Raw genomic sequence first — 24,558 nt, 5'->3', positions numbered from 1 at the left:
CGGTTCACTCCTTGGCCGGCACCAGGCGGCCGACGATGGTATAGAGCCCGAAGGCGAGCAGAAAGCTCGGCAGCGAGGCGCCGAGCCACGGCGCGAGCCCGCTGACGCCAGCAGCGGGCAGACCGGCGATCAGCAGGTAGCTTGCGGCGCCGACACCCCAGACGATGATCGCGGCCCAGTTCAGCCCGCCCTGATACCAGTAGGGCCCCCGCTCCGCGAAGAGCGCATCGCTTTGGTAATGCCTGCCGCGCAGAACGAAGTAGTCCGCGAGCAGCACTCCAAGCAGGGGGATAAATGCGGCGCCAATCAGGAGCAGAAAGCTTTCGTATTGGACAAGAGGAACCACGAGCGCGACGAGGAGGACGATCCCGCCGCCGATAAGAAGGAGCACACGCTGGTTCGCCCGCGGGAAGAGGTTCTGGACCGAGACCGCGGTCGAATACAGGTTGGCGAACGCTTCGTCGGTCTCGCCGACGAGGAGCGCGAGGAGCGCGAGCCATCCTGCCGTCAGCCCAGCGATTCCGGCGAGCAGCGGCGCAATCGGCGCGGCGGGGTCGCTGACGACACCGGCCGAGACAACGAGCATGGCGCCGAGGAGGTAGAACCAGACGTGCGGAACGAAATAGCCGAGCGACGTTCCCCAGAACGCCGCGGCGTGGCTCCGCGTGAAGCGGCTGTAGTCGGCGACGAGAGGAAACCAGGAGATCGGCATTGCGACAACGAGGTCGACCGCAAGCCAGAAGCTGAGCGTTCCCGTTCCCGGCGCGCGCAGCGCTGCGCCGAGGTCGAAGCTCGTGATCAGGGCGCCAGTGATCCAGAGCACGCTTGCCAGCACCGCCCAGATGGCAATGCGGGCAAGGTACTTCTTGATGACGGCGATGGGTCCGGAGAGCGCCATTGCCAGCGTGATCGCCGTGAAGATGGCTACCCAGAGGGGATAGGCGGCCGGCATGCCCAGAAACCGGGTCGCCACCGTCTCGGCGGCTTGGGCCATGACGATCACTTCGAGGCTCGCCCAGCCGATCAGCTGGAGGATGTTGAGTGCGGTCGGCAGGTAGGAGCCGCGGATCCCGAGCACAGCGCGCAGCAGCACCATGGTGGGAGCACCCGTCTCTGCACCGATCGCCGCGGCTAAGCCGAGCAGGGCATTGCCGATCACGGCGCCGATGACGATCGCCGCGATCGCCTCCGCAAGGCCGAGGCCGGGCACGAGAAACATGCCGACAACCATGACGAGAAAGCTGACGCCAAGGTCGGCCCAGAGGACAAACGTTTCCCAAAGCCCGAGAACGCGGCGCGAAGGAGGGACCGGCGCCACGCTCCGTTCAGGCGTGGCGTCGGCGGCAAGAAGAGTCATCCGAGGCCGTCCTTTCCGGTTGGCCCCGAGGGGGAAACGCCGGCGCGCCGGCGTCGAAAACCCGCTTCCCTACGCTCGTCCTAACGAGTACCGCCGCGCTGCGGCGGAACCCGGCTGGTCGGGGTGTGCCCGCTCTACCGGGGTCAGGTTCAAGGGGTTGGTGGTCTTGAAACCGCCTCTCAGCTACTCGCTCCCCCGCGGGTTGGACCGATATGCGCTTGTTGGCGCGAGTGTAGCAGGTTGACGCAAGCGGCGGGACATTCGCCGCGAAGGGCGAAGCCGCGAACAGCGCTTCCCTGCCCTGCGTGCTGAGCACGGCGCCGCACGGGTGGCTGGCCAACTGCTCCGCAAGCCGTGCCGGCGGGAAAGCGCGCGTCGTCGAGATTGAGCGGGGGGCGCGCTTCTTCCGTCGGGAACAGGCGATCAGGAAGCGACCGGCACATCCGACTGGGGCAGCGCCGACAGCGCGAGCGCGAACCCAGCGCGCGCTCTGGCCGCTGGGCCCACGCCGCCCGCTCTTGCCGCAGGACGGCGAGGCGGTCGGCGAGAGAAGCGCATCGATCCCGGCGCCTGCCGGTCCTTTCTTGCTCGGCCGCGCATTATGCGCGCGCCGGGACCATCTCAGCGCTGGCCGGGAGAGAGGGCGCTTACTGCGGGATGGTGTAGACGATGATCAGGAATTCATCGGCCGCTTGGATGCGCTCTTTGATGACGACGTCATTCCACGTCACTTCCCCGCGGCCGATGGGGTCGTAGCTGGGATGGCCGGGGAGGTGGTAGTAGTAGCGGACGCCGTGAATGAGCACGCCGTGGTAGTTGCTCGCTTTGACGTAGCGGCCGTCGCTGGTTTGGATAATCGGGTCGATCTCCGGCCGGTAGTTGCTCGCGAACTGCGCCACCTGCCGCGCGCGGCCAAGCTCCGTTGCGGCGGCGTTCTCAACTGCGGGGGCGACATTGTTTTGGGGGGCAGACAGCAGCGAGCCCGGCAGGCTGGCGAGGAATACCGTCAGCGCCGCGATGAGCGCCGAGACAACAACCGGTAGTCGTCGCGTCCGCCGCACTGGCGCGCCGTTTTGGACTGCTTGGCCGCTCATCGCTTTTCCTCGCCCCGCGCCCTCATTCTACAACAGAAAACGAGCAATTGTGCGCTTGGTTGCGCTGCTTCCAATAGCCAAAGAGGGGTGAGAGGAGTGGCTAGCTCTCCTGAGAAGGCTCTTCGTCACGTCTTGCCGGCGGCTGAAGGATTTTTCCAATCAGATCGCGGTGTCCGGCGCGGAAACTCGCGATATCGAGCGGCTTGCCGCCCTCGAGCTGAACGCGATGCAGGCGCAGCCGTCCCTCTCCCGTAGCGACAGCGAGGCCGGAGCGGCCTTCGGGCAGGATCAGACCGGGTGGCGCCCCCTCGCCTTCGATGGGCGCCGCGGCGAGAATCGTCAGCCGCCGGCCACCGAGCGTGGTCCACGCGCCGGGCCACGGCTGGTAGGCGCGCACCTCGCGGGCGATCTGCGAGGCGGGTTTTCTCCAGTCGATGATCGCGTCGGTCGGCTGGACCCGGGGGGCGAAGGTCGCTAGGGTGTCATCCTGAGGCGTCGGCTGGATCTGCCCGGCGACCCACGCTGGGATCGTGCGGAGGAGGAGGTCGGCGCCCAGGGCCGCGAGTTTGGCGGTCAGCGTTCCGGTGGTGTCGTCCTCGGCAATCGGGATCGCTTCTTGAGCCAGAATGGGGCCGGTGTCGAGGCCGGGATCAATCAGCATGATTGTGATGCCGGTTACTTGGTCGCCGGCGAGAATGGCCGCCGGGATCGGCGCGGCGCCTCGCCAGCGCGGCAAGAGCGAGGCATGAACATTCAGAATGCCGTATTGCGGGATGCTGATAACATTGGGACGAAGGATCTGCCCAAACGCGGCAACGACAATGAGGTCAGGCTTGAGAGCGGCAAGGCGCGCAACCTCCTCGGCCGGTCGCAGGCTGACTGGCTGGTGGACCGGCACTCCCAGCTCTAGGGCGGCGCGTTTCACTGGCGAGGGGGTCAGCCGATGGCCGCGTCCCGCCGGCCGGTCGGGCTGGGTATACACCGCGACAAGTTCGTTGCCGGATGCCGCCAGCGCCCGAAGGCTCGGCACCGCAAAGTCGGGCGTTCCCATAAACACTACTCGCATCGCTGCTGCTCCGAACTGCGCTTCCCGTTCCGGAATGCCGGCCTGCGGCGGGCGTTCCCGTGAGCGGGAGATTGTCGCTTCTCGCTGGCTAGGCTGGGCAGCGTGACCCCTGCGCCGCCCGCCGGGTCCCTGCTCGTCTTATTCGGGGTCGTCTTTCTCTCGATCGCAGGGACAGCGCTCATCGCTCCCCTGCTTCCTCTCTACGCCGTTGCCTTCGGCGTCGACGGCGTCGCGGTCGGCGTGCTCCTCGCGGTCTATCCGCTGATGCAGCTGCTCTGCGCTCCCCTCTGGGGGCGGTGGTCCGACCGCTGGGGCCGCCGGCCAATTTTGATCATCAGCCTTGCCGGCGCAACGGTGAGCTTCGCCTTGGTAGGGCTCGCCGACTCCTTTCCCCTCCTTGTCATCGCGCGGCTGATCGGCGGGGTCTTTGCGGCCAATCTCGCAGCCGCTCAAGCGTACGCAGCTGATGTGACGGCGCCAGAACAGCGCACCCGGGCGCTCGGGCTGCTCGGCGCGGCGTTTGGGCTCGGCTTTGTGGTCGGGCCGGCGATCGGCGGGCTTCTCGGGCAGCTCAACCTGAGCGCTCCGGCCTACGCTGCTGCCGCGCTCTCTCTGCTGAATGTCGGGGCGGCGCTGTTCTTCCTGCCGGAGTCTCGCCGCACAGCGCCCGCAGCGCGCGCCCGCCCCTCGCTTCGGCTAGCGCTGCGCCGCCGAGCGGTGGCAGCGCCGATCGCAATCGCGGCCCTGACGATGCTCGGCACCTCGATCTCTCACCCCCTCCTCCCCCTCTACGCAAAGGAGACGGTCGGCTTTGGTCCGGCGGAGACCGGCTTGCTGTTCGCAACGATGGGTGCCATTTCTGCCCTCAGCCAGCTGCTGATTGTCAGTCGGCTTTCCCGCCGCTTCCGCGAGCACGTGCTGGTCTGGCTCGGCGTCGCTCTGCTTGTGGTCGGCGCGTTGGCGATGCCGCCGCTGACGCTCGGCCTCGCAGGACTGGGCATCGTGCTTGCCATGGCGGTAATCACCATTGCCGAGGCGATCGCGGCGCCGGCGACGACGGCTCTTCTCTCCCGCGCTGCCTCCCCGACCGAGCAGGGCGCGATCCTCGGTGTCGCTCAGGCGGCGGGCGCGGGGGCGCGCGTCGTCGGTCCCCTGCTGGGCGCCCAAGTGCTGGCGGCGTTCGGGCCGTCTGCGCTCTTTATCGCGTGCGCCGCCGTTTTTGGCGCGGCGCTCGCGGTCGCGCTCCCGACGCGGGCAGCGCCTGCCCCCTCGGCGGCCCAGGGAGTGCGCGCGCACTAACACGCGCGCCGCCGTCACGGTCGTTTGCTGGTCAGCACGCGAGCGCGAGGCAGTCTCTCCCGCTTCGCCTCTCGCCCGGGGCGCGCTCTCCTTGCGCGGCGCGGGCGGGCGATGCAGCAAAAGAGGGGCAGCGGGAGTGGCGGAGCCCTAGGCGACGCCCTTCGCTTCCAGCCAAGCGATGATGCGGGCGGCGATCGCGTCTGCCCCTTCTTCCAGCATCACCATGTGGCCGTGCCCGGGCATGCCCCAGTCGCGGCCAAGCATCACCAGTTCCATCCCGAGATAGTCCGCTCGGCGCTGCCAGCTCGCTTCGGGAATGAAATCCTGCTCACCGCCAACGATCAGGCTGGGGATGTCGCGGTACAATCCTTCGCCCACGGGTGCCACCCCCCGCGCCAGCTGAAACTCGTTGTAGCTCGCCGGGCTCTCGGGAACGAGGGAGCGGTAGTAATTCTCGAAGTGCGCCGCCGGGAACCGCTCGCTCTTGCCGAAGAGAGCGAACGCCATCTCCCGCTCGAGGCGGACGGGCTCGGTTTCCTCGCGCACGGGACCTCCGCTTGCGAGGTCGGGCGGCGAAACCGGCGCCACCAGCACGACCGCGCGGACGTTGCGCCGATGCTCGGCGGAGAGAGAAGCGACGACCCGGTCGGTGATATGGCCGCCCATGCTGTGGCCGATAAGGATGATCGGCCCTGCTTGCTGGACCACTTCGGCGAGCGCGGCGACAGCGCGGCCGAGACCGAGGGTCGGGAAATCGGGCGGCAGAGGCGACCGCCCATGCCCCGGCAGGTCGACCGTGTAGACAGGGAAGCCGCGCTGAACGAACGAGGCGCGCCAGCCCTCGCTTCCGTCGGGAAGGAACTCCCAGCAGACACCCGTGTGTCCGGCACCGTGAATGAACAGCACCGAGACGGGGCGGGACGGGCTCGCTGGGATGCGCTGGGTCACGTACATCTGGTAGGGGGGGGCGCCGGCATAAAAGGCTCGGTCACTCACTCTCGCGACTCCCTGCTCGAAGGGTGGGGCGCTCAGTCTAGGACAGTGATCGGGATCGGGGCCCCTTTCGTCACGACATAGGTGTGCTCGAATTGGGCGGAGAGCGACCCGTCGATGGTCCGGATCGTCCAGCCGTCGGCCGCAGTTTTTGTATGGATCGCGCGCGTCGTCAGGAAGGGCTCGATTGTCAGGACCATGCCCTCCTCGAAGCGCCGCTGCTCGTTCGGGTCAAAGAAGGCGGGGATGAAGTGCGGCTCCTCGTGGATGTGCCGGCCGACCCCGTGAGAGCCGAGGTCACGAATGACCTTGAAGCCGGCGCGCTTTGCCTCCGCTTCGACCGCTTTGCCGACGACATTCATCAGCCGGCCGGCCCGAACGACCGCCGCTGCGGCCTGCTGCGCCCGCCGCGCCGCCTCGACGAGCCGCGCTCGCTTTGAGTCGATCGGCGGCACGATGAACGTCGCCCCCATATCGGCCCAATAGCCGTTCAGTTCTGCCGAGACGTCGATGTTGACAAGGTCGCCCGGCTGGATGACGCGAGCGCCGGGAATGCCGTGCGCCGCCTCATCGTTGACGCTGATGCAGGTCCATCCCGGAAACTTGTAGGCGAGGATCGGCGCCGACTGCGCGCCGTGGGCGCGGAGCACCCGCTCTCCAATCCGGTCGAGTTCGCCCGTCGTGATCCCCGGCCGCAGGTGCGCTGCCATCTCGCGCAGCGTGAGCGCGCACACCCGCCCAACACGTTTCAGCCCTTCGAGTTCTTCCTCCGCTGTCACGACCATAACCGACGCTCCTCAGCATGATTGTACGCCGGGGAGAACACTTTAGAAGGTGCGGCCGAGCCGCTGGTCCCACGGTTGGGGAGCAGCAACACGAACGACCTCCTCCTCTTGGTCGCGGACGTAGAGATACAGCTGGGCGAAGAACTCTTCTTCAGGCAAGGGATAGGTAGGATTGATGCAGAGATAGGGAAACGGCCACGGCGGCCGCATCCCTGGCGGAGTGATCACTTCGATCCGCCGCCCAACGCGCAGCCGGTAAATCACGCCGGGGAAGAGCCGGGAAGGCACATCGAGGTGTCCCTCCCGCTCTAGCCGCTGCCACGTCTCCTCGCCGAGCGTTGCGCGGGCAACCTCACGGGCGCGCCGGCGCGCTTGCTCGTAATCTTCGCGCGTGAAGTCGCGCCCAGCGCTCCGCTTCGGAACCCACTCCCAATGGTAGGCCCACGGAAGCTCGAGAGGGGTTCCCTCGGCGTCGAGCCGCTGTTCCGCCGGGCGGCGAAACAGGCGGCGGAGCCAGGCGCGAAGATTAGCCACCAGCGATCGGGGCCAGGATCTGATATTCCTCGACCTTCGGGTCGAACGGGCCGTGGTCGATCACGTGCTGGCCATCGACTTTCTTTGAGACAGCGCATCCCGCCTCGCGCGCTTCCCGAAGAATCCGCTCGGCAATGGCGATCTGCTCGCGTGCTTCTTCGGTATCGGTCGTGCTCCACTCGATCACCTGATGGCCGCGGCGATTGGCGATGATGATCCGACCCATTGTTCCCCCTTTCTGGCGCCGTGAGTTGCGCGCTTCCTCGTCCTCCTCGGACGACGGCTGCTGCCAGTTTATCGCTCATACCGAATACGTGCAATCCTTCTCGTCGTGCCGCGCGGAGTGAGCGGGAGGCAGGCGTGTCCGCGCGGAGGTCTCGCGTCCGCTGGGGCGTGGCCTTGGGATGGGGGTGAGGGTTCGTCGCCGAGAAGAGCAGGGACCCGGGCGAGAGGCGACCGGGCTGCGCAGGGCCGAGGCTGCCGCGTATCATCCTCCTCATGCCAGAGGTGGTGGTTGTCGGCTCCCTGGTCATCGATGTCGTCTTTCGGGTGGCCCGGCAGCCCGTCGGCGGCGAAACGCTCACTGCTGAGGAGGCGGGGGTCTTTCTCGGCGGCAAGGGGTTTAATCAGGCGGTTGCGGCGCGCCGCGCCGGCGCAACGGTCGCCCTCGTCGGCCAGCTTGGGGACGATCTGTTCGCGCCCCTCTTTGAGGCGGCGCTCGACCGCGAGGGGATCGATCGGCGCTGCGTCCAGCGCGGAGGCAGCGGCACGGGCATCTCGGTGCCGATTGTCGACCGCGAGGGGCACAATACGCTCATCGTTGCCCCGCGTGCCAACCTTATCCTCCCCCGCCGTCTCGTCGACGCTGCGCGCGCTCTCATCGCTGCCTCCCGCGTCGTGGTCGCGCAGCGGGAGACGAGCATCGAGTCCATCCGGCGGGCAGGGGAACTGGCGCGGGAGGCGGGCGCGACGTTCCTCTGGAACGCGGCGCCGGCCGGTCCAGTCGACCCCGCTCTGTTTGCCCTCGCCGATATCCTCGTGGTCAATGAGCAGGAGGCCGAGGCGTTTGCCGGGCTGTCCCTCGAGAACGAAGACTGCCTGCGGGAGGCGGCGCGGCGGCTGCAGCAGCGGGGCCCTGCAACGGTGATTGTGACGCTCGGCGAGCGCGGCGCATTTCTGCTCACCGGCGGGCGTGAGCTCCGTCTGAACGCCATCCGCGTCGACGCGGTCGATGCAACCGGCGCCGGCGATGCGTTTGTGGGCGCGTTTGCGGCGCGGCTTGCGGCGGGCGACCCTGTCGAGCGCGCTGTCCGCTTCGCCAATGCGGCGGGGGCGCTCGCTGTAACGACGCTGGGAGCGGAGCCCGCAATGCCGACCCGAGCGGCGATCGAGCGCCTGCTTGCGGCTGTGCCGCCGGCTTATGAGGCGTAGCGCTGCTCCAGCGCCAGCCAGCCTTCCAGGCCCGCGAGCCGTTGCCGTTCCTCCCAGTCGAGCATCTGCCCAACGAGCCGCTCGCTGCTGCCGTCAGCGGCAAGGACGGCGAACGCCTCGCGGACGGCGAACAGCGCGACGCGGAGCGCCGTGTTGGCATAGAGGGCGATGCGAAAGCCAAGCCGGTGCAGCTCTTTCGCCGGCAGAAGGGGGGTCTGCCCGCCTTCGACCTGATTGACGAGGAGCGGCGCGTCAATCTCCCGCGGGAGCCGCGCAAGCTGGTCGCGGTCGCGCGGCGCCTCAACGAAGAGAATGTCGGCGCCGGCGGCGCGGTAGGCGCGCGCGCGCGCGATTGCGCCTTCAATCCCCTCGCTGGCGAGCGCATCGGTCCGAGCGATGATGACCGTCTCGGGGTCGCGGCGCGCTTCGACCGCGGCGCGGATCTTCTGCACCATCTCCTCGCGGGAGATGACCGCTTTGCCGGCAAAGTGGCCGCACCGTTTCGGACTGACTTGATCCTCAAGCTGGATCGCCGCCGCGCCGGCGCGTTCTAGTTCGCGCACTGTCCGCCGCACATTCAGCGCGTTGCCGTAGCCGGTGTCGGCGTCGACGATGAGCGGCACCTCGACAGCGTCGGCGAGACGGGCAGTCTGAGCGGCGACTTCCGCGAGGCCGAGGAACCCGAGGTCGGGGAGCCCGAACTGCGCGTTCGCCAGGCCGGCGCCCGTCAGGTAGACCGCGGGGAAGCCGGCTTCCTGCGCGAGCCGCGCCGTCAGCGCGTCGACGACGCCCGGCACGATCAGGATCTCGGGCTGGGCGAGCCGGGCGCGGAGTTGCGCCGCTCGATTCATGGCTGCCTCCTTCCGATCGCCACTGCCGCCCCATCTCCGCAGGAGCTGCAGGGCATTGCTGTTGCCGATGCTGCCGCTTCCGCCGCGGCCGGTGCAGCGGCGCTCAGCCGGCGCTTGGGAGCGATCGGAGCCATGCCGCGGTCAGTTCAGCGACGAGCTGTTCTTCGGCGGGGGTGTAGCGGTGCCCCGCCCCAGGAAGGACCACCGCCTTCCGGTGCGGACTGTTGACAGCGAGCCGCATCAGGTCTTCTGCTACCCCGCGCTGGTTGACGTTGGTCTCGTGCTCCCCCGTAATGCGGAGGAGAGGAACTCGAATGCGGTCTGCCCACAGTTCGAAGTTATAGGTCTCCCCGCCGTACTTATCGAGGTAGGCGGGGCCGGAGCGGAGCAGCGGTTCCGTCGGGAACGTCAACTCGAACAGGTGGAAGGGATCACCCGCTTCTGCGAGAGCGCGGGCACGCGCGAGGTTCCGTCGATACTCTTCCGCATGTTCGCTCTGCTCGTACCATCGCGCCGAGAAACGCGGTCCAGAACAGGAGATGACCGCCGCCAGGCGGGGGTCGGGAGCGTGGGCAGCGTAGTAGATCGCTTTTACCCCGCCGTTGCTGTGGCCGAGAATGGCGATCCGGGAATAGCCGCGGTCGGCGAGAAAAGCGATCGCGGCGGTGAAGTCGAGGGAACAGTCGGCGAGGATCTCGAACGCAGAGCCGAAGTAGCCTGCCCGGCCGAGCTGCTTCCAGACGATGCTGTGGCCTCGCGTGCTGAGCGACAGCACCGCAAACCCGGCGTCCGCGAGATGCGGCGCGACGCCGAAGATGGGGCGGCTGTAGAACGTTGAACCTGTCCCGCCGTTCACAATGATCGCGTCGGCAGCCGTGCCGGCGGCCGGGCCGCGTGGCGGAAGAAAGCCGGCGGGCAAGTCGAGCCCGTCCGCCGTCCGCACGAAGACAACATCAACCCACATGGTTCCTCCGCCTGCTCATCTCTCTCCCAGATAGCCGAGCAGGAGCCGGTGCGGGGCGCGCCAGACATCGCGGACGAAGCGGCGGTAGCTCCGCTCTCCCGTCAGCACGCCGACAAAGAGGGCAGCGACATAGCGGTTGCGGAACGCGAGGCGATCGATGGCGCGCGGATGACGGAAGACCAGCCGCCCGAGCCGGTCTGCCAAGCGGAACTCGCGCCCGTAGGCCGCCATGACCGCGGCAGTATAGGGGGCGAGGTCAGCCAGTTCTCCGCGCAGATACCGGTCGATGGTCTCGGCTGCCAGCCGAGCGCTCTGCAGGGCGTACGCGATGCCCTCGCCGAGAAAGGGGTCGACCACCCCCGCAGCGTCGCCGACGAGGAGGACATTTCCCGCGTGAAGGGGCCCGCGTGGGCCCCCGACGGGCAGCACGTGCCCGCGCAGCGAGCGGATCTGAAAGGGGGTCTCGCCGAGCACGGCACCAACATAGCGCTGGGCGCGTTCGCGCAGACCGGGAACCTTTTCGTGCAGACTGCAGAGCCCGATCGAGAGGTGGGCTGCCTTCGGGAAGAGCCAGCCGTAGCCCATCGGCGCCGCATCGAAGTCAAACCACACTGTATCCCGCCAGGCTTCGAGAGCGGGAGGCGGCACCTCGACCTCGGCCTCAATCGCCGGCATCAGACGCGCGGCTGGCTGGAGGCCGACGGACGCAGCGACCCGGCTTGGCGCGCCATCAGCGCCGACGATCACCCGCGCTTCGATCGCGCCGCGCTCAGTGAGGAGCATCCCATTGCGGACGCCGAGCGCCCCCCACCCGTGCTCGACGCGCGCTCCCGCCTGCCGCGCTGCGTCAGCAAGGCGCGCGTCGAATCGGTCGCGCATCACCGTCCATGCGGCCACGTCACGGAGGCGGATCTCCGCGGGCCGCTGTCCCTGCACCGAGACTAAGGCGCGGGTCGGCGCACGTTCCAACACGTCTGCCGGGACGAACGGCAGTTCAGCAAGCGCCTTGCGCGTCACCCCGCCGCCGCACACCTTGTAGCGCGGCAGCTGTTCTCGCTCAAGCAGCAGGACATCCCAGCCGGCGCGGGCAAGCCGCAGCGCCGTCGCGCTGCCGGCGGGGCCGGCGCCGACCACCGCCACATCTGCCTTCACAGCCGGCGCACTCCCGGCGCTCCAACAATGACGAGGACGCTGATAAGGAGGGTGACGGCACTTGTCACGGCGACAGCAACGGGCGCGCTGCTCAGGTCGGCGAGCGCGCCGACAAGCAGCAGGCCGAGCGGCGACGCTCCCCACGTGAGCAGGGTGACGCTCATCACGCGGCCCTGCAGCTGGTCGGGCACTTCGCGCTGCACGAGACTGGCGGCGAGCGTCTGCGCGGCGACCCCGAACGCCGTCGCAACGAGCAGCAGAGCCAACGAGAGCACAAATCCGGTCGCCGATGCCCAGAGGGGAAGCAGCACGCCGCTGGCGATCGCTAGGCCGGCGAGTGTCCACCCATGATGGCGCGGGGGCAGCCACGCTGCCACGAGGAGCGCCCCGAGAAGGGCGCCGACCCCGCTTGCGGCGGAGAGCAGCCCGTAGCCCGAGGCGCCAGCGAGCAGCACGTCGCGCGCAAAGACGGGAAGAAGAACGACGTGCGCTTGCCAGAAGACGACGATCGCCGCCGATAACAGAACGAGGGCGAGGATAGTCCGGTTGCCGACGAGATAGCGCAGCCCCGTCGCCAGTTCACGGGCGAGGTCGCGCTGGGCGGCCGGCGCTGCCGGAAGCGGCCGAATGCGCGTCGAGAGGCCTGCCATCACGAGGAAGCCCATGCCGCTCACGATGATGCACCCCGCTGCGCCGACGAAGCCGAGCAGCACGCCGCCAATCGCCGGCCCGACAATCCGGCCGGCGTTCATCACTGTGGCCAGCCACGCGATCGCCGCGGTTCGGGCCTGCGGCGCTACCAGCTGGGGGACCATCGCTTGACGCGCCGGCATATCGAACGCCCAAATGATCCCGGTGACCCCGGCGATCAGCACGACGACCCAGAGCGGAGCGAGCCCGGCCCAGACGAGCAGGCCGAGCAGGATCGACAGCCCCGCAATGCTGGCGCGGGTGACTGTGACGAGGCGCGTCCGGTCGACGCGGTCGGCGATCACTCCGCCGAGAAGTCCGAACAGCAGCATCGGGAAGGCAGAAGCGGCCTGCACAAGCGACAGGTCGAACGCCGAACCGGTCAGCTGCAGCACATACCAGCCCTGCCCGATCTGCTGGATCCAGTTGCCGAGAACGGCGGCGAGGGTGCCGAAGAGCAGAAGGCGGTAATCTTTCGAGTGCCAGGGCGTGAAGCGCCGAGAAGGCGGCGCGGAAGGCGTGCCACGTGCTGTCGCGCTGCTGAGCGATGCCATCAGCCGGATTGTAGAGCGTTCTCCCGCGCCCGACGCGGCAGGCGCGCGCACTGCGCACGCGGAGGAGGCCCGCTGACGCCCCGCAGCGCGACAGTGCATGTCCCGCTCGCAAATCAGCTCAGCACCTCGGGGTTGACGCAGGCGCGCGGCCGCCGTCCCTCGAGCACGGCCTGCAGGTTGTCGACCGCGAGGTCGGCCATGGCGAGACGGGCGGTGATCTCAGCGCTCCCGATATGCGGGAGGAGGATGCAGTTGTCCAGTTCCCGCAGCGGGTCGGTGGGAGGAAGCGGCTCCTCTTCGTAGACGTCGAGACCGGCCGCGAAGATCCGCTGCTCGCGCAACGCCTCTGCCAAGGCAGCTTGATCGACGACCGCGCCGCGGCTGGTGTTGACGAGCACGGCGGTCGGCTTCATCAGCGCCAGCTCTCTTGCGCCGATCAGGTGGCGGGTGGCCGGGGTGAGGGGAACGTGCAGGCTGACGATATCGCTATCGCGGAGCAGTTCATCAAGCGAACTGCACCAGGCGAGCCCCAGCGCCTTCTCGGTCTCCGGCCGGCGCCGGCCAGCGTAGAGGATCTCCATGCCGAAACCGCGCGCGCGCCGGGCGACGGCTTGGCCGATCTTGCCGAGCCCGACAATCCCGAGGATGCGCCGCGAGAACGGCTGGCCGAGCAGGAGCGTCGGGCTCCACGAGCCCCACCGGTTTTCGCGGAGAAGCCGCTCCGCCTCCCACCATCGGCGGCAGGCGGCGATCATCAGGCCGATGGCGATATCGGCGGTCGCGTCGGTCAAGACATCCGGCGTGTTGCAGACGGGGATGCGGCGCGCGGTTGCAGCTGCGATATCGATGTTGTCGACGCCGACACCGTAGTTCGAGATAACGCGGAGCCGCGGCGCGTGGGCGAGGACGTTCTCGCCGATCCGGTCGGCAACGGTGCAGAGCAGCCCGTCGGCCGCCGCGACTTCGGCGTGCAGCAGGTCGGGCGGGATCGGACGGTCTTCGGGCCACACCCGTATGTCGGCGATGGACTCCAGCCGCGTGAGGGCGTTGCCGGGGAGCGCTCGAGTTACGAATACGCGCATCACTCACCTTGGGGGCGCACCAGAAGCGCGCCAAGCACGATCAGCGCGCCGCCGACGACCGTGGAGGTGCGGACCGGCTCGCCGAGCAGCGCCCATGCGAGCACGGCGGCGCTGAGCGGCTCGAGCAGGCCAAGCACCCCCGCAGTTTGGACAGGCACGCGCTGTAAGGCTCGATAGTACAGCGTGAAGGCGAGCGCGGTGTGGGCGATGCCGAGCGTGGCGAGGAGGGTGAGGTCACGGAGGGGGAGAGCGACCCCGCTGGCGAGCGCAACGGGGAGGAGGGCGAGGCTGGCGACAGCCGTCTGGACGCTCACGATCGTTGCCGGCCGGCTCGTCTGCCCGAGGTGCTTCCCGGCAATCGGGATCAGCGCGCCGAGGAGCGCCGCCAGCAAGCCAAGCGCGACCCCCTGCACGCGCACCTCGCTCGGGTCGCCCAACCCGGTGAGGACCGCGACGCCGCCGATCCCAAGCCCAGTGGCGATGAGCGCGCCGCCCGCCGGCCGCTCATTGAGCAGCAGCGGCCCAAGGACGGCGAGGAAAATAGGAGAACTGGTCGTCGCAAGGACTGCGCTCGCGACCGACGTCTCGCGCAGCGCTTGGAAGAAGCAGAGCCAGTGGAGGGCGAGCGCGAGGCCCATCCCCACAGCGGCAGGGCGCCGGACCAGCTGCCACCACTGTGCGGCGCCTCCGGTGGCGCCCAGTCCCACGCCGAGCGCAACCCCGGCGAAGAGGACGCGGTAGAACACTGCGACGACGCTCGGCGCGTTCACCAGCCGAACGATGATCGCGACGGTCCCCCACCCACATGCGAGCGCCGCGATCAGGAAGTACGCTCCTTTGCCGGTCATCAGGAGCGGAGTGTTGTCGCGACCCAGTCGGCGATCGGACGCAGTCCCAGCGGGTCAAGCTGGCTGTTCGCGAACTGGATCCAGCTCCAGAAGATCACGATCCATCCAGCGAGAAGGAGCGTCACGACAAGCAGGCGCAGAGCGCGGCGGCTACTCAGCTGCGTCTCCCACTGGTCGCCTGCTGGAACGCGATGAAGAAGGCGGGTGCAGAGCGCCGCCCACCAGAGCGAGACAATGATGGCCGGCAGAACGAAAACGAAGAGGGTCAAGGCAGCGAGGAGCTTCGCCATGCTGAGATGCAGCCACGCCGAGGCCGGCTAGGGACGGACTACCGGCCGGTCTGCAGGAACTCAATTGCGCGGCGAAGCTGGAGATCGTTGCCGCTCCGCCAATCCTCTTCCGACATCGGCACAATGATATCCGGCACAATGCCCTGACGCTCAATCTGGCGGCCGCTCGGCGTATACCAGTGCGAAATCGAGACGTAGACCGCACCGCCGTTCGAGAGCTCCTTCCAGGTGTTGACGGTGCCTTTGCCGAACGTGCGCTCGCCAATGATGGTGGCGCGCTTGGCGTCCTGGAAGGCGCCAGAGATCACTTCTGCCGCCGAGGCCGACCCCCTGTTCACGAGGACTACCAGCGGTAGCTCTGTCAGCTGGCCGCCGGGCTTGACGCGGTACGTTTGGCGCTTACCGTCGCCATTGACGTCCTCGAGAATAATGCCTTCCTTAAGGAATTGGCTGGCAACTTCGATTGTCGCCGTGAGCGAGCCTCCCGGGTTGGAGCGCAGGTCGAGGATGATCCCCTTGGGATGGTGCTTCTTGATCTCAGGGATGGCGTTGCTCAGCTCTTCGCCGGTCCGCTGCGTCACCTGGGTAATCTGAATGTAAGCGAAGCCTTCGGGCAGCAGCCGATAGTGGACGGTGATCTCCGGGATCGGGCCGCGGACGATCTCGACGTCGAAGGGGTTTTCGCCTTCGCGCTTGATAGTGAGGCGCACTTTGGTGCCGCGCGGGCCGCGGATCTTCTGCACTGCCTCGCTGACGGTCATCTTAGTCGTATCTTCGCCGTTAGCCGCCATGATCCAGTCGCCCGGGCGCAGCCCGGCGAGGGCGGCCGGTGAGCCGGCGATCGGCGAGATGATGATGAGGCGATTGTTCTCATCCATATTGACCGTCGCCCCGATCCCGTCGAAGGCGATCCCCTGATTGTTGCGGCGCGCTTCTTGGTACTGCTCCGGAGTGAGGTAGCTCTGGCTCGGGTCGCCCGCCGCTTCGATCATCCCGCGGATCGCCCCTTCTGCCAGTTTGGAGAGATCAAGCTTGTCGCGGTCGACAAAGTCGGTGCGGAGGATGCGCAGCACCTCGTTCAGAATGCCGAAGCCGTCTGCGGTCGGTGCCGGACCCGCAGCGATCGCCGGCGGAATGCCGTGGACGACGGTCGGCGAGTAGCGGCCGACGCCGACCCCGGCGCCGAACGAGACGATGACTAGCATCGCCACCAAGAAGGTGATGACCGAAAGTCGAGCGAAGCGCCGCATTGGCTCTGTCTCCCCGCGCCGGCGTGAACGGCGCATTTCATTCTACCACCGGAGGGGGCTGTCGCCCTATTGCTGGAAGGTCCCGGCGCCGTCTTCCCCGGCGTCGGGAGCGGCTACAATCCGGCCGTGACTGTCTCGGCGCTCTCTCCGGCCGCAGCCCGCGCTCTTCTCATTGCGGCGGGGTTGCTGGCCGTCGTCGGCGGCGCCGCGCTTGGCGTGCGCGTCCATCCTGTTGCCGGCTTCGCCCTCGTTCTCGGCATCGCCGCCGGGATCGGCATTCTCGTTCAGCCGCTGGTCGGCTTCGTCGCCTTCATTCTCACCGTGACGCTTCTTCCCTTCGCGGTTATTCCGATCCCGATCGGCGGCGTTCGGCTGACCTTCGTTGATGCCATTCTTGCCAGTTTGCTGCTGCTCTGGATCCTTCGCCTGCTGCTCCGCCGCCAAGAGACGGTTCAGACGACCCCGCTCGACGGGCCGATCCTCGTCTTCATCGGCTTGGCGATCGCATCGTTTATCTTCGGGATTCAGTCGACAACGGCGGAGCTGACGCGCTTCTTTCTGAAGACGATCAACGGCATTCTCTTCTTTTTCACCGTCGTCAACATGGTCGACGACCGGCCGGCGCTGCGGCGGCTTGCGCAGACGTTCATCGTCGGCGCGACGGGAGCATCGCTTATCGGCATAGTCCTGTACTTCCTTGATCAGGACCTCGCGACTCGGATCCTCCTCAGCTTGCGCGCGATCGGCTACTACCCCTCGGGGTCGATCGTCACCCGCACAATCGCGGAGTCGCAGCTGCTGCGGGCGGTCGGCACGAGCGTCGACCCGAATGTGCTGGCAGGAACGCTCCTCCTGACCGCACCCTATACCGCAACCCAACTGTTCAGCCCGAAGCCGGTCCTGCCGCGCGTCTGGCTGTTCCCCGCGTTTGCGGCGATGCTCCTCTGCTTGGTGCTCACCTTCAGCCGGAGTTCATGGGCAGGCGCAATGGCGGCGGGCGCGCTCCTCGCGACGCTCCGCTACCGCCGGATTTGGCTGGTTGCGCTTCTCGTCGCCGCAACGATCGCAGTCACGCCGTGGGGCGACCTCGTGGTCGATCGGTTCCAGTCGGGGATCGAGTTCGAGGATCGCGCCGCCCAGATGCGGCTTGGGGAATACCGGGACGCGCTTCGCCTCATTCAGGCCTACCCCTGGTTCGGCGTCGGCTTCGGCGCCGCGCCCGACCTCGAACTGTACATCGCCGCCAGTTCGGTCTACCTCCTGATTGCGGAGCAGATGGGACTGGTGGGCCTGAGCAGCTTCCTAATCGTCATTGTGACATTTTATGTCACGTCACTGCGCGCTTGGCGTCAGCTCGTTGCCCCGGAGGATGAAGCGGTGCTGCTCGGCGCGATCGGGGCGCTCACCGGTGCCCTCGTCGCTGGGGTCTTTGACCACTATTTCTTCAACCTGCATTTCCCGCAGACGATCGCGCTCTTCTGGATGAATGTCGGGATCGCAATGGTCGCCCGGCGCCTTGGCCGTGCCTCTGGTGTGGCAGCGGTGCCCCGCGCCTACGAAGATGCAAGCGCGCGGACGCGCGTCCAGTCCTCGACGATGTAATCGCGCAGTTCCTTGCCGAAGTCGCTGACGATCTCGAGGCGGGCGGGGTCGAGCGGCACGGCGAGATACTGCAGCCGCAGGACGTCGCCGTCCTTAGCGAAATAGGGGCCGAGACCGCTGAAAAAGAACCCCGCGCGCTCGGCGTAGTCGCAGAGCGCCGGCGTGCTCGGGTGGGAGAGCGGCAGTTCGAGGTAGATAACCTCGGCGCTGCCGGTCTCGACGAGAACCCGCTGGGCCTGCCGAATCTCGGCCGGCGTGTCAGCTCCGATCGCGTGAACGCTGATGCGGCCGCGCCGCAGCCCTCGGTCGAAGCTGACATCGACTTGCCCGAAACCAAAGAGCGCCGCGCCGCGAGCGAAGCGGGGCGCGACGCCGAATTGGGCATAGATCCGCTGCAGCATCGCCGCGTGGCGAGGCGGGGCGTACCGCTCTTCTCCGCTGAGCGGCCGGAGCGGCGTGAAGTACAGCATCGTGGAGACGCGCTGTTCCAGCGTCTCATCGATCGCTTTGAACTGCATGGAAGCGGGAGCGAGACCGAGCGAGATGCCGCACACCTTCGCTCCGAACCGCTCGTTGACGCGCTGGCTGAACGGATGGTTGGTGACGGGCTGGCTGTAGATGCCGGCCAGCCCGAGCCGCTTCGCCTCCTCGACGAGGAAGGCGCGCATCCGCTCCATGAGGTTCCGTCCTCGATGCGCGGGCACGACCACAGCTTGGCCGCTCTCGGCGAGGGGACCAAGACCCGGCCGTTCGAGGGCGTAATGCCCCACGAGTTCGCCGCTCATCGTCACGGCAACGACGGAGACGAGTTCGCCCCGCTCATTCTGCTCGACAATCCGGTCGGGGTAATAGAGGTCTTCATTCGGATAGGTGTAGCCGTAGGTGCGGAAGATGCACTGGGCGACCCCGATCGCCTCGTCCGGCCGCATGCGCCGGATCGCATACTCTTGGGGCGGCGCGGCGACGACGTCCTCACTCCACGGGGTAAGCGCCGCCGCCGGCAGCCGTTGGGTGATGTCGGCGGTCGGCAGTCGCTTGCTCAGTCGGAGCTCCATCCCTCGCGGACCGAGGTTGACCCAGCGTGCCTCGTCGAAAAACTGCCGGATCAGCCGGGAGGCGTGGCGACGCTCGGGGTTCTCTTCGAGAGGACGAAAGCGGGGCGGGGTGAGGGTAACGTTCTGCTCCGGATCGAACGGCAACCCCAAGTCGGAGATCGTCAGCCGGATTGTCGTCGCCGTCACTTCGCTGCTCAGTTTGATTGAGCCGGGCGCAGCAGGGTCAAGCCGGTCGAGCACGAGCGTCAGCGCTGCGGCCCCTACCTCGCCCGCCTGCTGCGCGTCGGCGGCCGAGCATCCCGCGCCGCGGAAGAGGTGCTCGACATAGGCGCGGGCGAGAGGAAGCGAGGACGGCTGACCCGGGATCGTCAGCTCGGTCCGCTCGGCAGCAGCCATCGGCCTCCCTCCGGCGAAGTGTGCCTGCTCGGCGGAGTATTGTCATCCGCAGTCAGGTCGGTCAAGCGAGGAGAGAGCGGCGACGAACTTGCCGAGCCGCTGCTGTTCGGCTAAATGCGCGCCGGCAGTTCGGTGCCGACGCGGGTTGGCGCGCCTTGCTTCAATTCGCCCCGTTCAGCTTTGTATTTGATCATCCGGTAGATACGGGCGTAGAGCGAGTCAACCGGGCGCAGCCGCTCGGTGTATTTGCGGTACAGCTCCCGCGACTCTTGCATCGACCAGCGCTCATCGTAGTGGACAAACTGCCGGCCGGTATAGAGGGCATAGGGCCGAAGCTTGCCCGGGGGCAAGATGCTGCCGTCCTCATCGAGGGGGATCAGCCCCGGCCAGCCCTTCTCGGGGTTCGGCCAGTTGATCGTCGCCGGCAAGGGCGTCAGCAGGTTGGCCGTTTGGTAGCGGCTGACGCTGCGCACCCAATCGGCCATCTCCATGATCGACTCTTCGGTGTCGCCCGGCAGCCCGATGATGGTCATCGCCACCACAATGAAGCCGCGGCGGTTCAGTTCCGTCAGGTCGCGATGCACTTGGCCGGGCTCCTGCCGTTTCCGGATCAGCTTGAGCGCCTCGGCGTTCGAGGACTCGACCCCCAGATAGAGCATCTCCATCCCCGCCTCGAGATACGCTTCCATCATCTCGGGGCTCTGGCCGAGCTCGGCACGGTTTTGGCTGATCAGGAACATGCCTTTCGTGTGATCTTTCCAGGTGCGGATCCGCGCCAAGCGCTCCTGGTAGAACTTCGTCGCCCGCAGCGGCGGCGCATGGAGGTCGTCGGAGACGAAGACCGCAAAGCGGCCGTCCAGCGGCGACCGGAAGATAAGCCCGCGGTCGGCGAGGTCCTGCAGCTGCGCGATGCGGGCGAGCTCGACCTCGCGGCTGACCATCCGATAGCCCTTGAACTGCTGGATAACCTCGCAGAACGAACAGTTCTCAGTGCAGCCCCGCACCGTCTCGAGGACGCCGGCGGCCATCGGGTTCTTCGGGGTCAGGTCGAGGATCGAGTCGTAGTCCGGCAGCTTGACGAAATCCGCCGGGATCGCGGGGCGGTGCGGCCGCGTCTCGACGACTTTGCCCTCGTCGAGAAAGGCGATGCCGCCGATTTTCTTCAGTTCGCGGACGAGATCGGCTCCCTCATAGGTGAGCAGCAGGTCGCAGATCGGCCCAATGACATCTTCGCCTTCGCGCTGGACGACGACGTCGACCTTGCCGTGCTCGATCGCCTCGGCAGGAAGCGGCCCCATTTGCGGCCCGCCGCCGATGATCTTGATCGTCGGGTGGTAGAGCTTGGCCAGCCGCCCGATCTCGTACGCGCGCGGCGCCTCATTGATCAGGCAGGTGAGACAGAGAATATCAACCCCTTCGAGGTCTTTCCCGGGGTCGATCGGGCCGCTGCGGTCTTCCATCCAAATCGACCGCTCGTAGTGATAGGCGCCGTCATAATCGCGCAAGGCACCAGAGAGAAAGAGCATACCTTGGCGAAAGATCGCCACGTATTCGAAATTTCCTCCGGTCGAACGCGGCTGAACGAACATAACGCGCCGCGTCGGCTTGTTCTGCAGGTTCAGGTTCGGAACAACCGGCGCCTTCCTCGGGGTGAACATGGGAAGGAGCGTCGTCGCCATATCCCCTCTCAGTTGATGAGCAGAGTGACAGGTTCTGTCATCTCTAGAACACCGCTCTTTCGCAAACGATACGGCAGCGCTTCCGGAGGTGCCACGGCACGGCGTAGGACTGCCCGCGGCGGGGGGAAGCGTGAGGAGAGGGTGAGCCGTCCTGACAGGCGGCTAGCGCTCCTCCTCCGAGTCGCTCGTGGCGGTTGCGCCTTCTTCGAGGTAGGGGGTCAGCCAGCGGCGCAGCTCACTTCGCAGCAGCTTGCCTGCAGCGTTGCGCGGCAAGTCCGCGACGGCAATGAACTGACGCGGCGTCTTGTAGCCAGCGAGGCGGGAGCGGCAGAACGCCTCGAGGTCGGGCTGGGAGTCGCCGGCGAGAACCACAAACGCGACCGCGCGCTGTCCCCATATCGGGTCTGGCGCGCCGACCACACCCGCATCGATCACGGCAGGGTGCTCCCGGAGGACCGCTTCGACCTCCGCCGGCGAGATGTTTTCGCCTCCGCTGATAATGAGGTCGTCCCGGCGGTCGAGCACGGTGAGGTAGCCATCGGCATCGAGCTGGCCGATGTCGCCGGTCCGAAACCAGCCGTCGGGGCGCACGGCGGAATGCCCGACGTAGCCCGGGCTGACGGTGAGCCCCCGGATGGCGATCTCGCCCGGCACGCCGGCGGGCAGAGGCGACCCGTCCGGGGCGAGGATGCGGATTTCGGTGGGGAAGAGCGGCATTCCCGCAGCGCCGAGCCGCGTGACGGCTTCCTCCGGCGCGAGCGTGGTCACCTGCGAAGCGGCCTCAGTCAGCCCATACGTTTGGACGACCGGCATGCCCGCCGCGACGGCGCGTCGCAGCAGGTTGTGGGGAAGCGGTCCGCCGCCGACCAGAACACAGCGCAGCGTTGGCGGGTAGGGGCGGCCGGCGCGGTCGTCAAGAAGACGCTGCAGCATCACCGCCACAAGCGAGACGATCGTCGCTCCCCCGTCAATCGCGCGGTTCACCGCCGCCGGGACGAAGCTGCGATGGAGATCAACCGCGCTGCCGACGAGCGCCGCTCGGATTAGGATCGACAATCCTCCGACGTGGAAGAGAGGAAGGCAGGCGATCCACCGGTCTTGGGCAGAGAGCCCAAGGCGGAGCGCTGCGCCGACCGCGCTCCACAGGTGATTCCCGTAGGTGAGCAGCGCCCCTTTTGGCCGTCCGGTTGTCCCCGAGGTGTAGATGATGGTGTGGACAGTCTCACTCCGGACCCATCGTACCTCAGGCTGAGGCGAGGGCCGGTCGGGAGCGCACAGGGCGACGAGGTCGAGGGGCGCCGCTCTCCCGGCCGCGGCCGCCGCCGCCGCGCCGCGCTGGTAGTGCGCCGCGTCCGCAATCACGATCGAGGCCGCGCAGTCGCTTATCTGCCAGGCGAGTTCGTCCACGGTCAGCCGAGTATTGAGCGGAACGAGAACCGCCCCGGCGCGCGGCACGCCATGGACGGCGGCCGCATACTCCGGGCTGCTGTCGGCGAGGAGAGCAACCCGCTCTCCCGCCCGCACCCCGCACTCCGCAAGATGGGCGGCGACAAGACTGGCTCGCGCGTCGAGGTCGCGATAGCTCCACGCAACTGCTTCGCATTGCACGGCGAGCCGGTCGGGGGTCAGCCGGGCGCGCTGGCTCAGCCATTCGGGGATCTGCTCGCTCATTCTTCCAGGCTCTCTCGGACGGCAAAGCGGGCAAGCTCGCGCTCATCTAGCGGCGCGCCGAGCCCGTGGCCGCCCGGCAGGTACATCGTCCCGCGGCACAGCGGCAGCGGTTGGGCCAGAAGATCGCTTGCAAGGAGCGGCCCAGTCGCAAGGCCGCACGCCGGCACTGCGCCCGGCAGCGCAGCTGCCAGCTGCGCTGCTGCAGCTGTCGCGATGCCGCTCTCAATGGTGGTGGTGACAAAACAGCGCACCCCGCGGTCGAAGGCTCGAACGGCGAGGTCGAGCGCAGCGCGGAGGCCGCCGAGGATCATCGGCTTCAGCACGAGCAGGTCGACGGCATCGGCGGCGAGGAGCTGCCCCGCCGCTTCGAGCGACGCAACGTCCTCATCTGCCGCAATCGGGACCTCGCTCTGCTCACGCAGCCGACGGAGGAGCGCAGGCTGCCCCGGGGCAACCGGCTGCTCCACAAGTTCAAGCCCGAGTGGGCGAAAGGCGCGGAGCGCAGCGAGGGCGGCCGACGCATCCCACGCGCCGTTGGCATCGATGCGCAGTCGGACGGTCGGCCCCACCGCCGCTCGGATGCGCTCGAGCCGGCGGAGGTCATCGGCGAGCGGGCGGCCGCCCACCTTCACTTTGATCGTTCCGAACCCGGCCGCGACCGCTGCTGTTGCTTCGGCGACTACCTCGTCGTCTGCGGCTGCGCCGAGGACCGCGTTGACCGGAAAAGCCTGTCGCTTCTTCCCAAGCAGCTCGGCGAGCGATCGCCCGGTCAGCTGTCCCTGCAGATCGAGCTGCGCGGTCTCGAGGGCGAAGCGCACCGCTGCTTCAGTCGCGGTTGTTCCCCGTGGAAGGGGAAGGCAGTCGAGAGCGGCGGGGAGTGCCTGGCGGACGGCATCGAGCAGCCTCGCGACAGGAGGTCCCGCCGCGAGCCCGTGGCCGAGGAGAGGAGCGGCTTCCCCCGTTCCGGTCAGGCCCTCGCGGCTGTCGAGGCGGACGATCCAGATATCGCGCGCCCGAAGAACCTCGCGCGCCGTGACGAAGGGCCGACGGAGCGGCACCCGGACGTGCGTCGCGCGCAGGCGGTCGATGATCACGGAAAGCGCGGGAATTTCGAGAAGTCGGGCTTCCGCTTCTCGATAAAGGCGTTGCGCCCTTCTTTTGCCTCATCGGTGAGGTAGTAGAGGAGAGTTGCGTCGCCCGCAAGCTGCTGGATGCCGGCCAGCCCGTCGGTGTCGGCGTTGAACGAGGCCTTGAGCAGCCGAATGGCCGTCGGGCTCTTTTCGAGGATCTCCTTCGCCCACTTCACCGTCTCTTCCTCAAGCCGCTCGAGCGGCACCACAGCGTTGACCAATCCCATCTCGAGCGCTTCTTGCGCGGTGTATTGCCGGCAGAGATACCAGATCTCCCGCGCCTTTTTGTGGCCGACGATCCGCGCCAGCATCAGCGCCCCATAGCCGCCGTCGAAGCTGCCGACTTTCGGGCCGGTCTGCCCAAAGCGCGCGTTGTCGGCGGCGATCGTCAGGTCGCAAATGACATGCAGCACATGGCCCCCGCCGATCGCGTAGCCGGCGACCATGGCGATAACCGGCTTCGGCAGCAGCCGGATCTGGCGCTGCAGCTCCAGCACGTTCAGCCGGGGCACGCCTTCCTCGTCCACATAGCCGCCGTGGCCGCGCACTTTTTGGTCGCCCCCGGAGCAGAAGGCTTCTGTTCCTGCGCCGGTCAGGATGACGACGCCGACGCTGTTGTCGGCATGGGCACGGCGGAACGCATCCTGCAGCTCGACGATGGTCTTGGGACGAAAGGCGTTGCGAACGTGGGGACGGTTGATCGTGATCTTTGCCATCCCCTCGGCGGTCTCGTAGATGATGTCTTCATACTCTCCTTGCTTTTGCCACGCAACTGGCATTTCGCA

23 protein-coding genes and 1 riboswitch are annotated in these 24,558 nt (G+C 67.6%); of the genes, 3 read left to right on the top strand and 20 right to left on the bottom strand.

Annotated features, from left to right (window positions below; all coding sequences use genetic code 11):
• Positions 1–4 precede the first annotated feature (4 nt).
• The 3 genes from NZ773_02820 to fmt all read right to left on the bottom strand — a co-directional run bounded on the left by NZ773_02820 (position 5) and on the right by fmt (position 3,517).
• Entirely contained in the window at positions 5–1,357 is a 1,353-nt protein-coding gene (locus NZ773_02820) for a cytosine permease (protein ID MCS6800861.1), read from the bottom strand.
• Positions 1,358–1,405: 48 nt separating this feature from the next.
• Positions 1,406–1,564: riboswitch (TPP riboswitch) on the bottom strand.
• A gap of 440 nt (positions 1,565–2,004) precedes the next feature.
• A complete protein-coding gene (locus tag NZ773_02815) occupies positions 2,005–2,451 on the bottom strand; it encodes a hypothetical protein (GenBank protein ID MCS6800860.1) in 447 nt (148 codons plus the stop codon).
• Between the two features lie 100 nt (positions 2,452–2,551).
• The gene (fmt, locus tag NZ773_02810; protein ID MCS6800859.1) at positions 2,552–3,517 is read right to left on the bottom strand and encodes a methionyl-tRNA formyltransferase; all 966 of its coding nucleotides are present in this window, start codon (positions 3,515–3,517) and stop codon (positions 2,552–2,554) included.
• Positions 3,518–3,619: 102 nt separating this feature from the next.
• On the opposite strand from fmt, the gene NZ773_02805 reads away from it, so the two are divergent.
• Entirely contained in the window at positions 3,620–4,816 is a 1,197-nt protein-coding gene (locus NZ773_02805) for an MFS transporter (protein MCS6800858.1), read from the top strand.
• 147 nt (positions 4,817–4,963) lie between these two features.
• On the opposite strand, the gene NZ773_02800 is transcribed toward NZ773_02805, so the two are convergent.
• The 4 genes from NZ773_02800 to NZ773_02785 are packed head-to-tail and all read right to left on the bottom strand — an operon-like array spanning position 4,964 to position 7,354.
• A complete protein-coding gene (locus NZ773_02800) occupies positions 4,964–5,812 on the bottom strand; it encodes an alpha/beta hydrolase (protein ID MCS6800857.1) in 849 nt (282 codons plus the stop codon).
• Between the two features lie 32 nt (positions 5,813–5,844).
• The gene (map, locus tag NZ773_02795) at positions 5,845–6,594 is read right to left on the bottom strand and encodes a type I methionyl aminopeptidase (GenBank protein ID MCS6800856.1); all 750 of its coding nucleotides are present in this window, start codon (positions 6,592–6,594) and stop codon (positions 5,845–5,847) included.
• A gap of 42 nt (positions 6,595–6,636) precedes the next feature.
• Positions 6,637–7,128, bottom strand: coding sequence for a hypothetical protein (locus NZ773_02790; GenBank protein MCS6800855.1), 492 nt, complete (start codon positions 7,126–7,128; stop codon positions 6,637–6,639).
• Complete coding sequence (locus NZ773_02785; protein ID MCS6800854.1) at positions 7,121–7,354, bottom strand: hypothetical protein; 234 nt, start codon at positions 7,352–7,354, stop codon at positions 7,121–7,123. Before NZ773_02785 ends, NZ773_02790 begins: the two co-directional genes overlap by 8 nt.
• A gap of 272 nt (positions 7,355–7,626) precedes the next feature.
• Here NZ773_02785 and NZ773_02780 point away from each other — a divergent pair, with 272 nt between their 5' ends.
• On the top strand, positions 7,627–8,559 hold the full coding sequence (locus tag NZ773_02780; GenBank protein ID MCS6800853.1) for a ribokinase: 933 nt from the start codon (positions 7,627–7,629) through the stop codon (positions 8,557–8,559).
• On the opposite strand, the gene NZ773_02775 is transcribed toward NZ773_02780, so the two are convergent.
• The 8 genes from NZ773_02775 to NZ773_02740 all read right to left on the bottom strand — a co-directional run bounded on the left by NZ773_02775 (position 8,547) and on the right by NZ773_02740 (position 16,240).
• Positions 8,547–9,410 (bottom strand): oxaloacetate decarboxylase, encoded by an 864-nt coding sequence (locus NZ773_02775; protein MCS6800852.1) that lies wholly within the window; start codon positions 9,408–9,410, stop codon positions 8,547–8,549. The two genes, NZ773_02780 and NZ773_02775, sit on opposite strands and share 13 nt — an antisense overlap.
• Before the next feature lie 103 nt (positions 9,411–9,513).
• On the bottom strand, positions 9,514–10,374 hold the full coding sequence (locus NZ773_02770; GenBank protein MCS6800851.1) for an alpha/beta fold hydrolase: 861 nt from the start codon (positions 10,372–10,374) through the stop codon (positions 9,514–9,516).
• 15 nt (positions 10,375–10,389) lie between these two features.
• A complete protein-coding gene (locus NZ773_02765) occupies positions 10,390–11,526 on the bottom strand; it encodes an NAD(P)/FAD-dependent oxidoreductase (GenBank protein ID MCS6800850.1) in 1,137 nt (378 codons plus the stop codon).
• The gene (locus NZ773_02760; GenBank protein MCS6800849.1) at positions 11,523–12,770 is read right to left on the bottom strand and encodes an MFS transporter; all 1,248 of its coding nucleotides are present in this window, start codon (positions 12,768–12,770) and stop codon (positions 11,523–11,525) included. Before NZ773_02760 ends, NZ773_02765 begins: the two co-directional genes overlap by 4 nt.
• Positions 12,771–12,883: 113 nt before the next feature.
• A complete protein-coding gene (locus NZ773_02755; GenBank protein MCS6800848.1) occupies positions 12,884–13,852 on the bottom strand; it encodes a D-glycerate dehydrogenase in 969 nt (322 codons plus the stop codon).
• Entirely contained in the window at positions 13,852–14,700 is an 849-nt protein-coding gene (locus NZ773_02750; protein MCS6800847.1) for a DMT family transporter, read from the bottom strand. The genes NZ773_02755 and NZ773_02750 overlap by 1 nt, the downstream gene beginning before the upstream one ends.
• A complete protein-coding gene (locus NZ773_02745) occupies positions 14,700–14,990 on the bottom strand; it encodes a hypothetical protein (GenBank protein ID MCS6800846.1) in 291 nt (96 codons plus the stop codon). The genes NZ773_02750 and NZ773_02745 overlap by 1 nt, the downstream gene beginning before the upstream one ends.
• A gap of 38 nt (positions 14,991–15,028) precedes the next feature.
• The gene (locus NZ773_02740; GenBank protein ID MCS6800845.1) at positions 15,029–16,240 is read right to left on the bottom strand and encodes a S41 family peptidase; all 1,212 of its coding nucleotides are present in this window, start codon (positions 16,238–16,240) and stop codon (positions 15,029–15,031) included.
• 126 nt (positions 16,241–16,366) lie between these two features.
• On the opposite strand from NZ773_02740, the gene NZ773_02735 reads away from it, so the two are divergent.
• Positions 16,367–17,842, top strand: a complete 1,476-nt coding sequence (locus NZ773_02735) for an O-antigen ligase family protein (GenBank protein ID MCS6800844.1) — start codon at positions 16,367–16,369, stop codon at positions 17,840–17,842.
• Here NZ773_02735 and NZ773_02730 read toward each other — a convergent pair.
• The 5 genes from NZ773_02730 to menB all read right to left on the bottom strand — a co-directional run bounded on the left by NZ773_02730 (position 17,794) and on the right by menB (position 24,552).
• Positions 17,794–19,293 (bottom strand): hypothetical protein, encoded by a 1,500-nt coding sequence (locus tag NZ773_02730; protein ID MCS6800843.1) that lies wholly within the window; start codon positions 19,291–19,293, stop codon positions 17,794–17,796. The two genes, NZ773_02735 and NZ773_02730, sit on opposite strands and share 49 nt — an antisense overlap.
• Positions 19,294–19,403: 110 nt before the next feature.
• Positions 19,404–20,972 carry a B12-binding domain-containing radical SAM protein gene (locus NZ773_02725; protein ID MCS6800842.1) on the bottom strand — a complete coding sequence of 523 codons (1,569 nt, stop codon included), beginning with the start codon at positions 20,970–20,972 and terminating at the stop codon, positions 19,404–19,406.
• 162 nt (positions 20,973–21,134) lie between these two features.
• A complete protein-coding gene (menE, locus tag NZ773_02720) occupies positions 21,135–22,643 on the bottom strand; it encodes an o-succinylbenzoate--CoA ligase (protein ID MCS6800841.1) in 1,509 nt (502 codons plus the stop codon).
• Complete coding sequence (locus NZ773_02715; protein MCS6800840.1) at positions 22,640–23,737, bottom strand: mandelate racemase/muconate lactonizing enzyme family protein; 1,098 nt, start codon at positions 23,735–23,737, stop codon at positions 22,640–22,642. The genes menE and NZ773_02715 overlap by 4 nt, the downstream gene beginning before the upstream one ends.
• On the bottom strand, positions 23,734–24,552 hold the full coding sequence (gene menB, locus NZ773_02710; protein MCS6800839.1) for a 1,4-dihydroxy-2-naphthoyl-CoA synthase: 819 nt from the start codon (positions 24,550–24,552) through the stop codon (positions 23,734–23,736). The genes NZ773_02715 and menB overlap by 4 nt, the downstream gene beginning before the upstream one ends.
• Positions 24,553–24,558 lie beyond the last annotated feature (6 nt).

This window comes from Dehalococcoidia bacterium, assembly GCA_025054935.1.
Classification (GTDB): Bacteria; Chloroflexota; Dehalococcoidia; order SpSt-223; family SpSt-223; genus JANWZD01.
This window is presented reverse-complemented; position numbering and strand designations above follow the sequence as displayed.

Coding starts and splice junctions, on each gene's coding strand:
- NZ773_02770 (MCS6800851.1), bottom strand. CDS start 10,374: ATGTGGGTTGATGTTGTCTTCGTGCGGACGGCGGACGGGCTCGACTTG.
- fmt (MCS6800859.1), bottom strand. CDS start 3,517: ATGCGAGTAGTGTTTATGGGAACGCCCGACTTTGCGGTGCCGAGCCTT.
- NZ773_02775 (MCS6800852.1), bottom strand. CDS start 9,410: ATGAATCGAGCGGCGCAACTCCGCGCCCGGCTCGCCCAGCCCGAGATC.
- NZ773_02785 (MCS6800854.1), bottom strand. CDS start 7,354: ATGGGTCGGATCATCATCGCCAATCGCCGCGGCCATCAGGTGATCGAG.
- NZ773_02750 (MCS6800847.1), bottom strand. CDS start 14,700: ATGACCGGCAAAGGAGCGTACTTCCTGATCGCGGCGCTCGCATGTGGG.
- menE (MCS6800841.1), bottom strand. CDS start 22,643: ATGAGCGAGCAGATCCCCGAATGGCTGAGCCAGCGCGCCCGGCTGACC.
- NZ773_02725 (MCS6800842.1), bottom strand. CDS start 20,972: ATGGCGACGACGCTCCTTCCCATGTTCACCCCGAGGAAGGCGCCGGTT.
- NZ773_02740 (MCS6800845.1), bottom strand. CDS start 16,240: ATGCGGCGCTTCGCTCGACTTTCGGTCATCACCTTCTTGGTGGCGATG.
- NZ773_02780 (MCS6800853.1), top strand. CDS start 7,627: ATGCCAGAGGTGGTGGTTGTCGGCTCCCTGGTCATCGATGTCGTCTTT.
- NZ773_02820 (MCS6800861.1), bottom strand. CDS start 1,357: ATGACTCTTCTTGCCGCCGACGCCACGCCTGAACGGAGCGTGGCGCCG.
- NZ773_02730 (MCS6800843.1), bottom strand. CDS start 19,293: ATGGCTGCTGCCGAGCGGACCGAGCTGACGATCCCGGGTCAGCCGTCC.
- NZ773_02760 (MCS6800849.1), bottom strand. CDS start 12,770: ATGGCATCGCTCAGCAGCGCGACAGCACGTGGCACGCCTTCCGCGCCG.
- NZ773_02815 (MCS6800860.1), bottom strand. CDS start 2,451: ATGAGCGGCCAAGCAGTCCAAAACGGCGCGCCAGTGCGGCGGACGCGA.
- NZ773_02745 (MCS6800846.1), bottom strand. CDS start 14,990: ATGGCGAAGCTCCTCGCTGCCTTGACCCTCTTCGTTTTCGTTCTGCCG.
- menB (MCS6800839.1), bottom strand. CDS start 24,552: ATGCCAGTTGCGTGGCAAAAGCAAGGAGAGTATGAAGACATCATCTAC.
- NZ773_02755 (MCS6800848.1), bottom strand. CDS start 13,852: ATGCGCGTATTCGTAACTCGAGCGCTCCCCGGCAACGCCCTCACGCGG.
- map (MCS6800856.1), bottom strand. CDS start 6,594: ATGGTCGTGACAGCGGAGGAAGAACTCGAAGGGCTGAAACGTGTTGGG.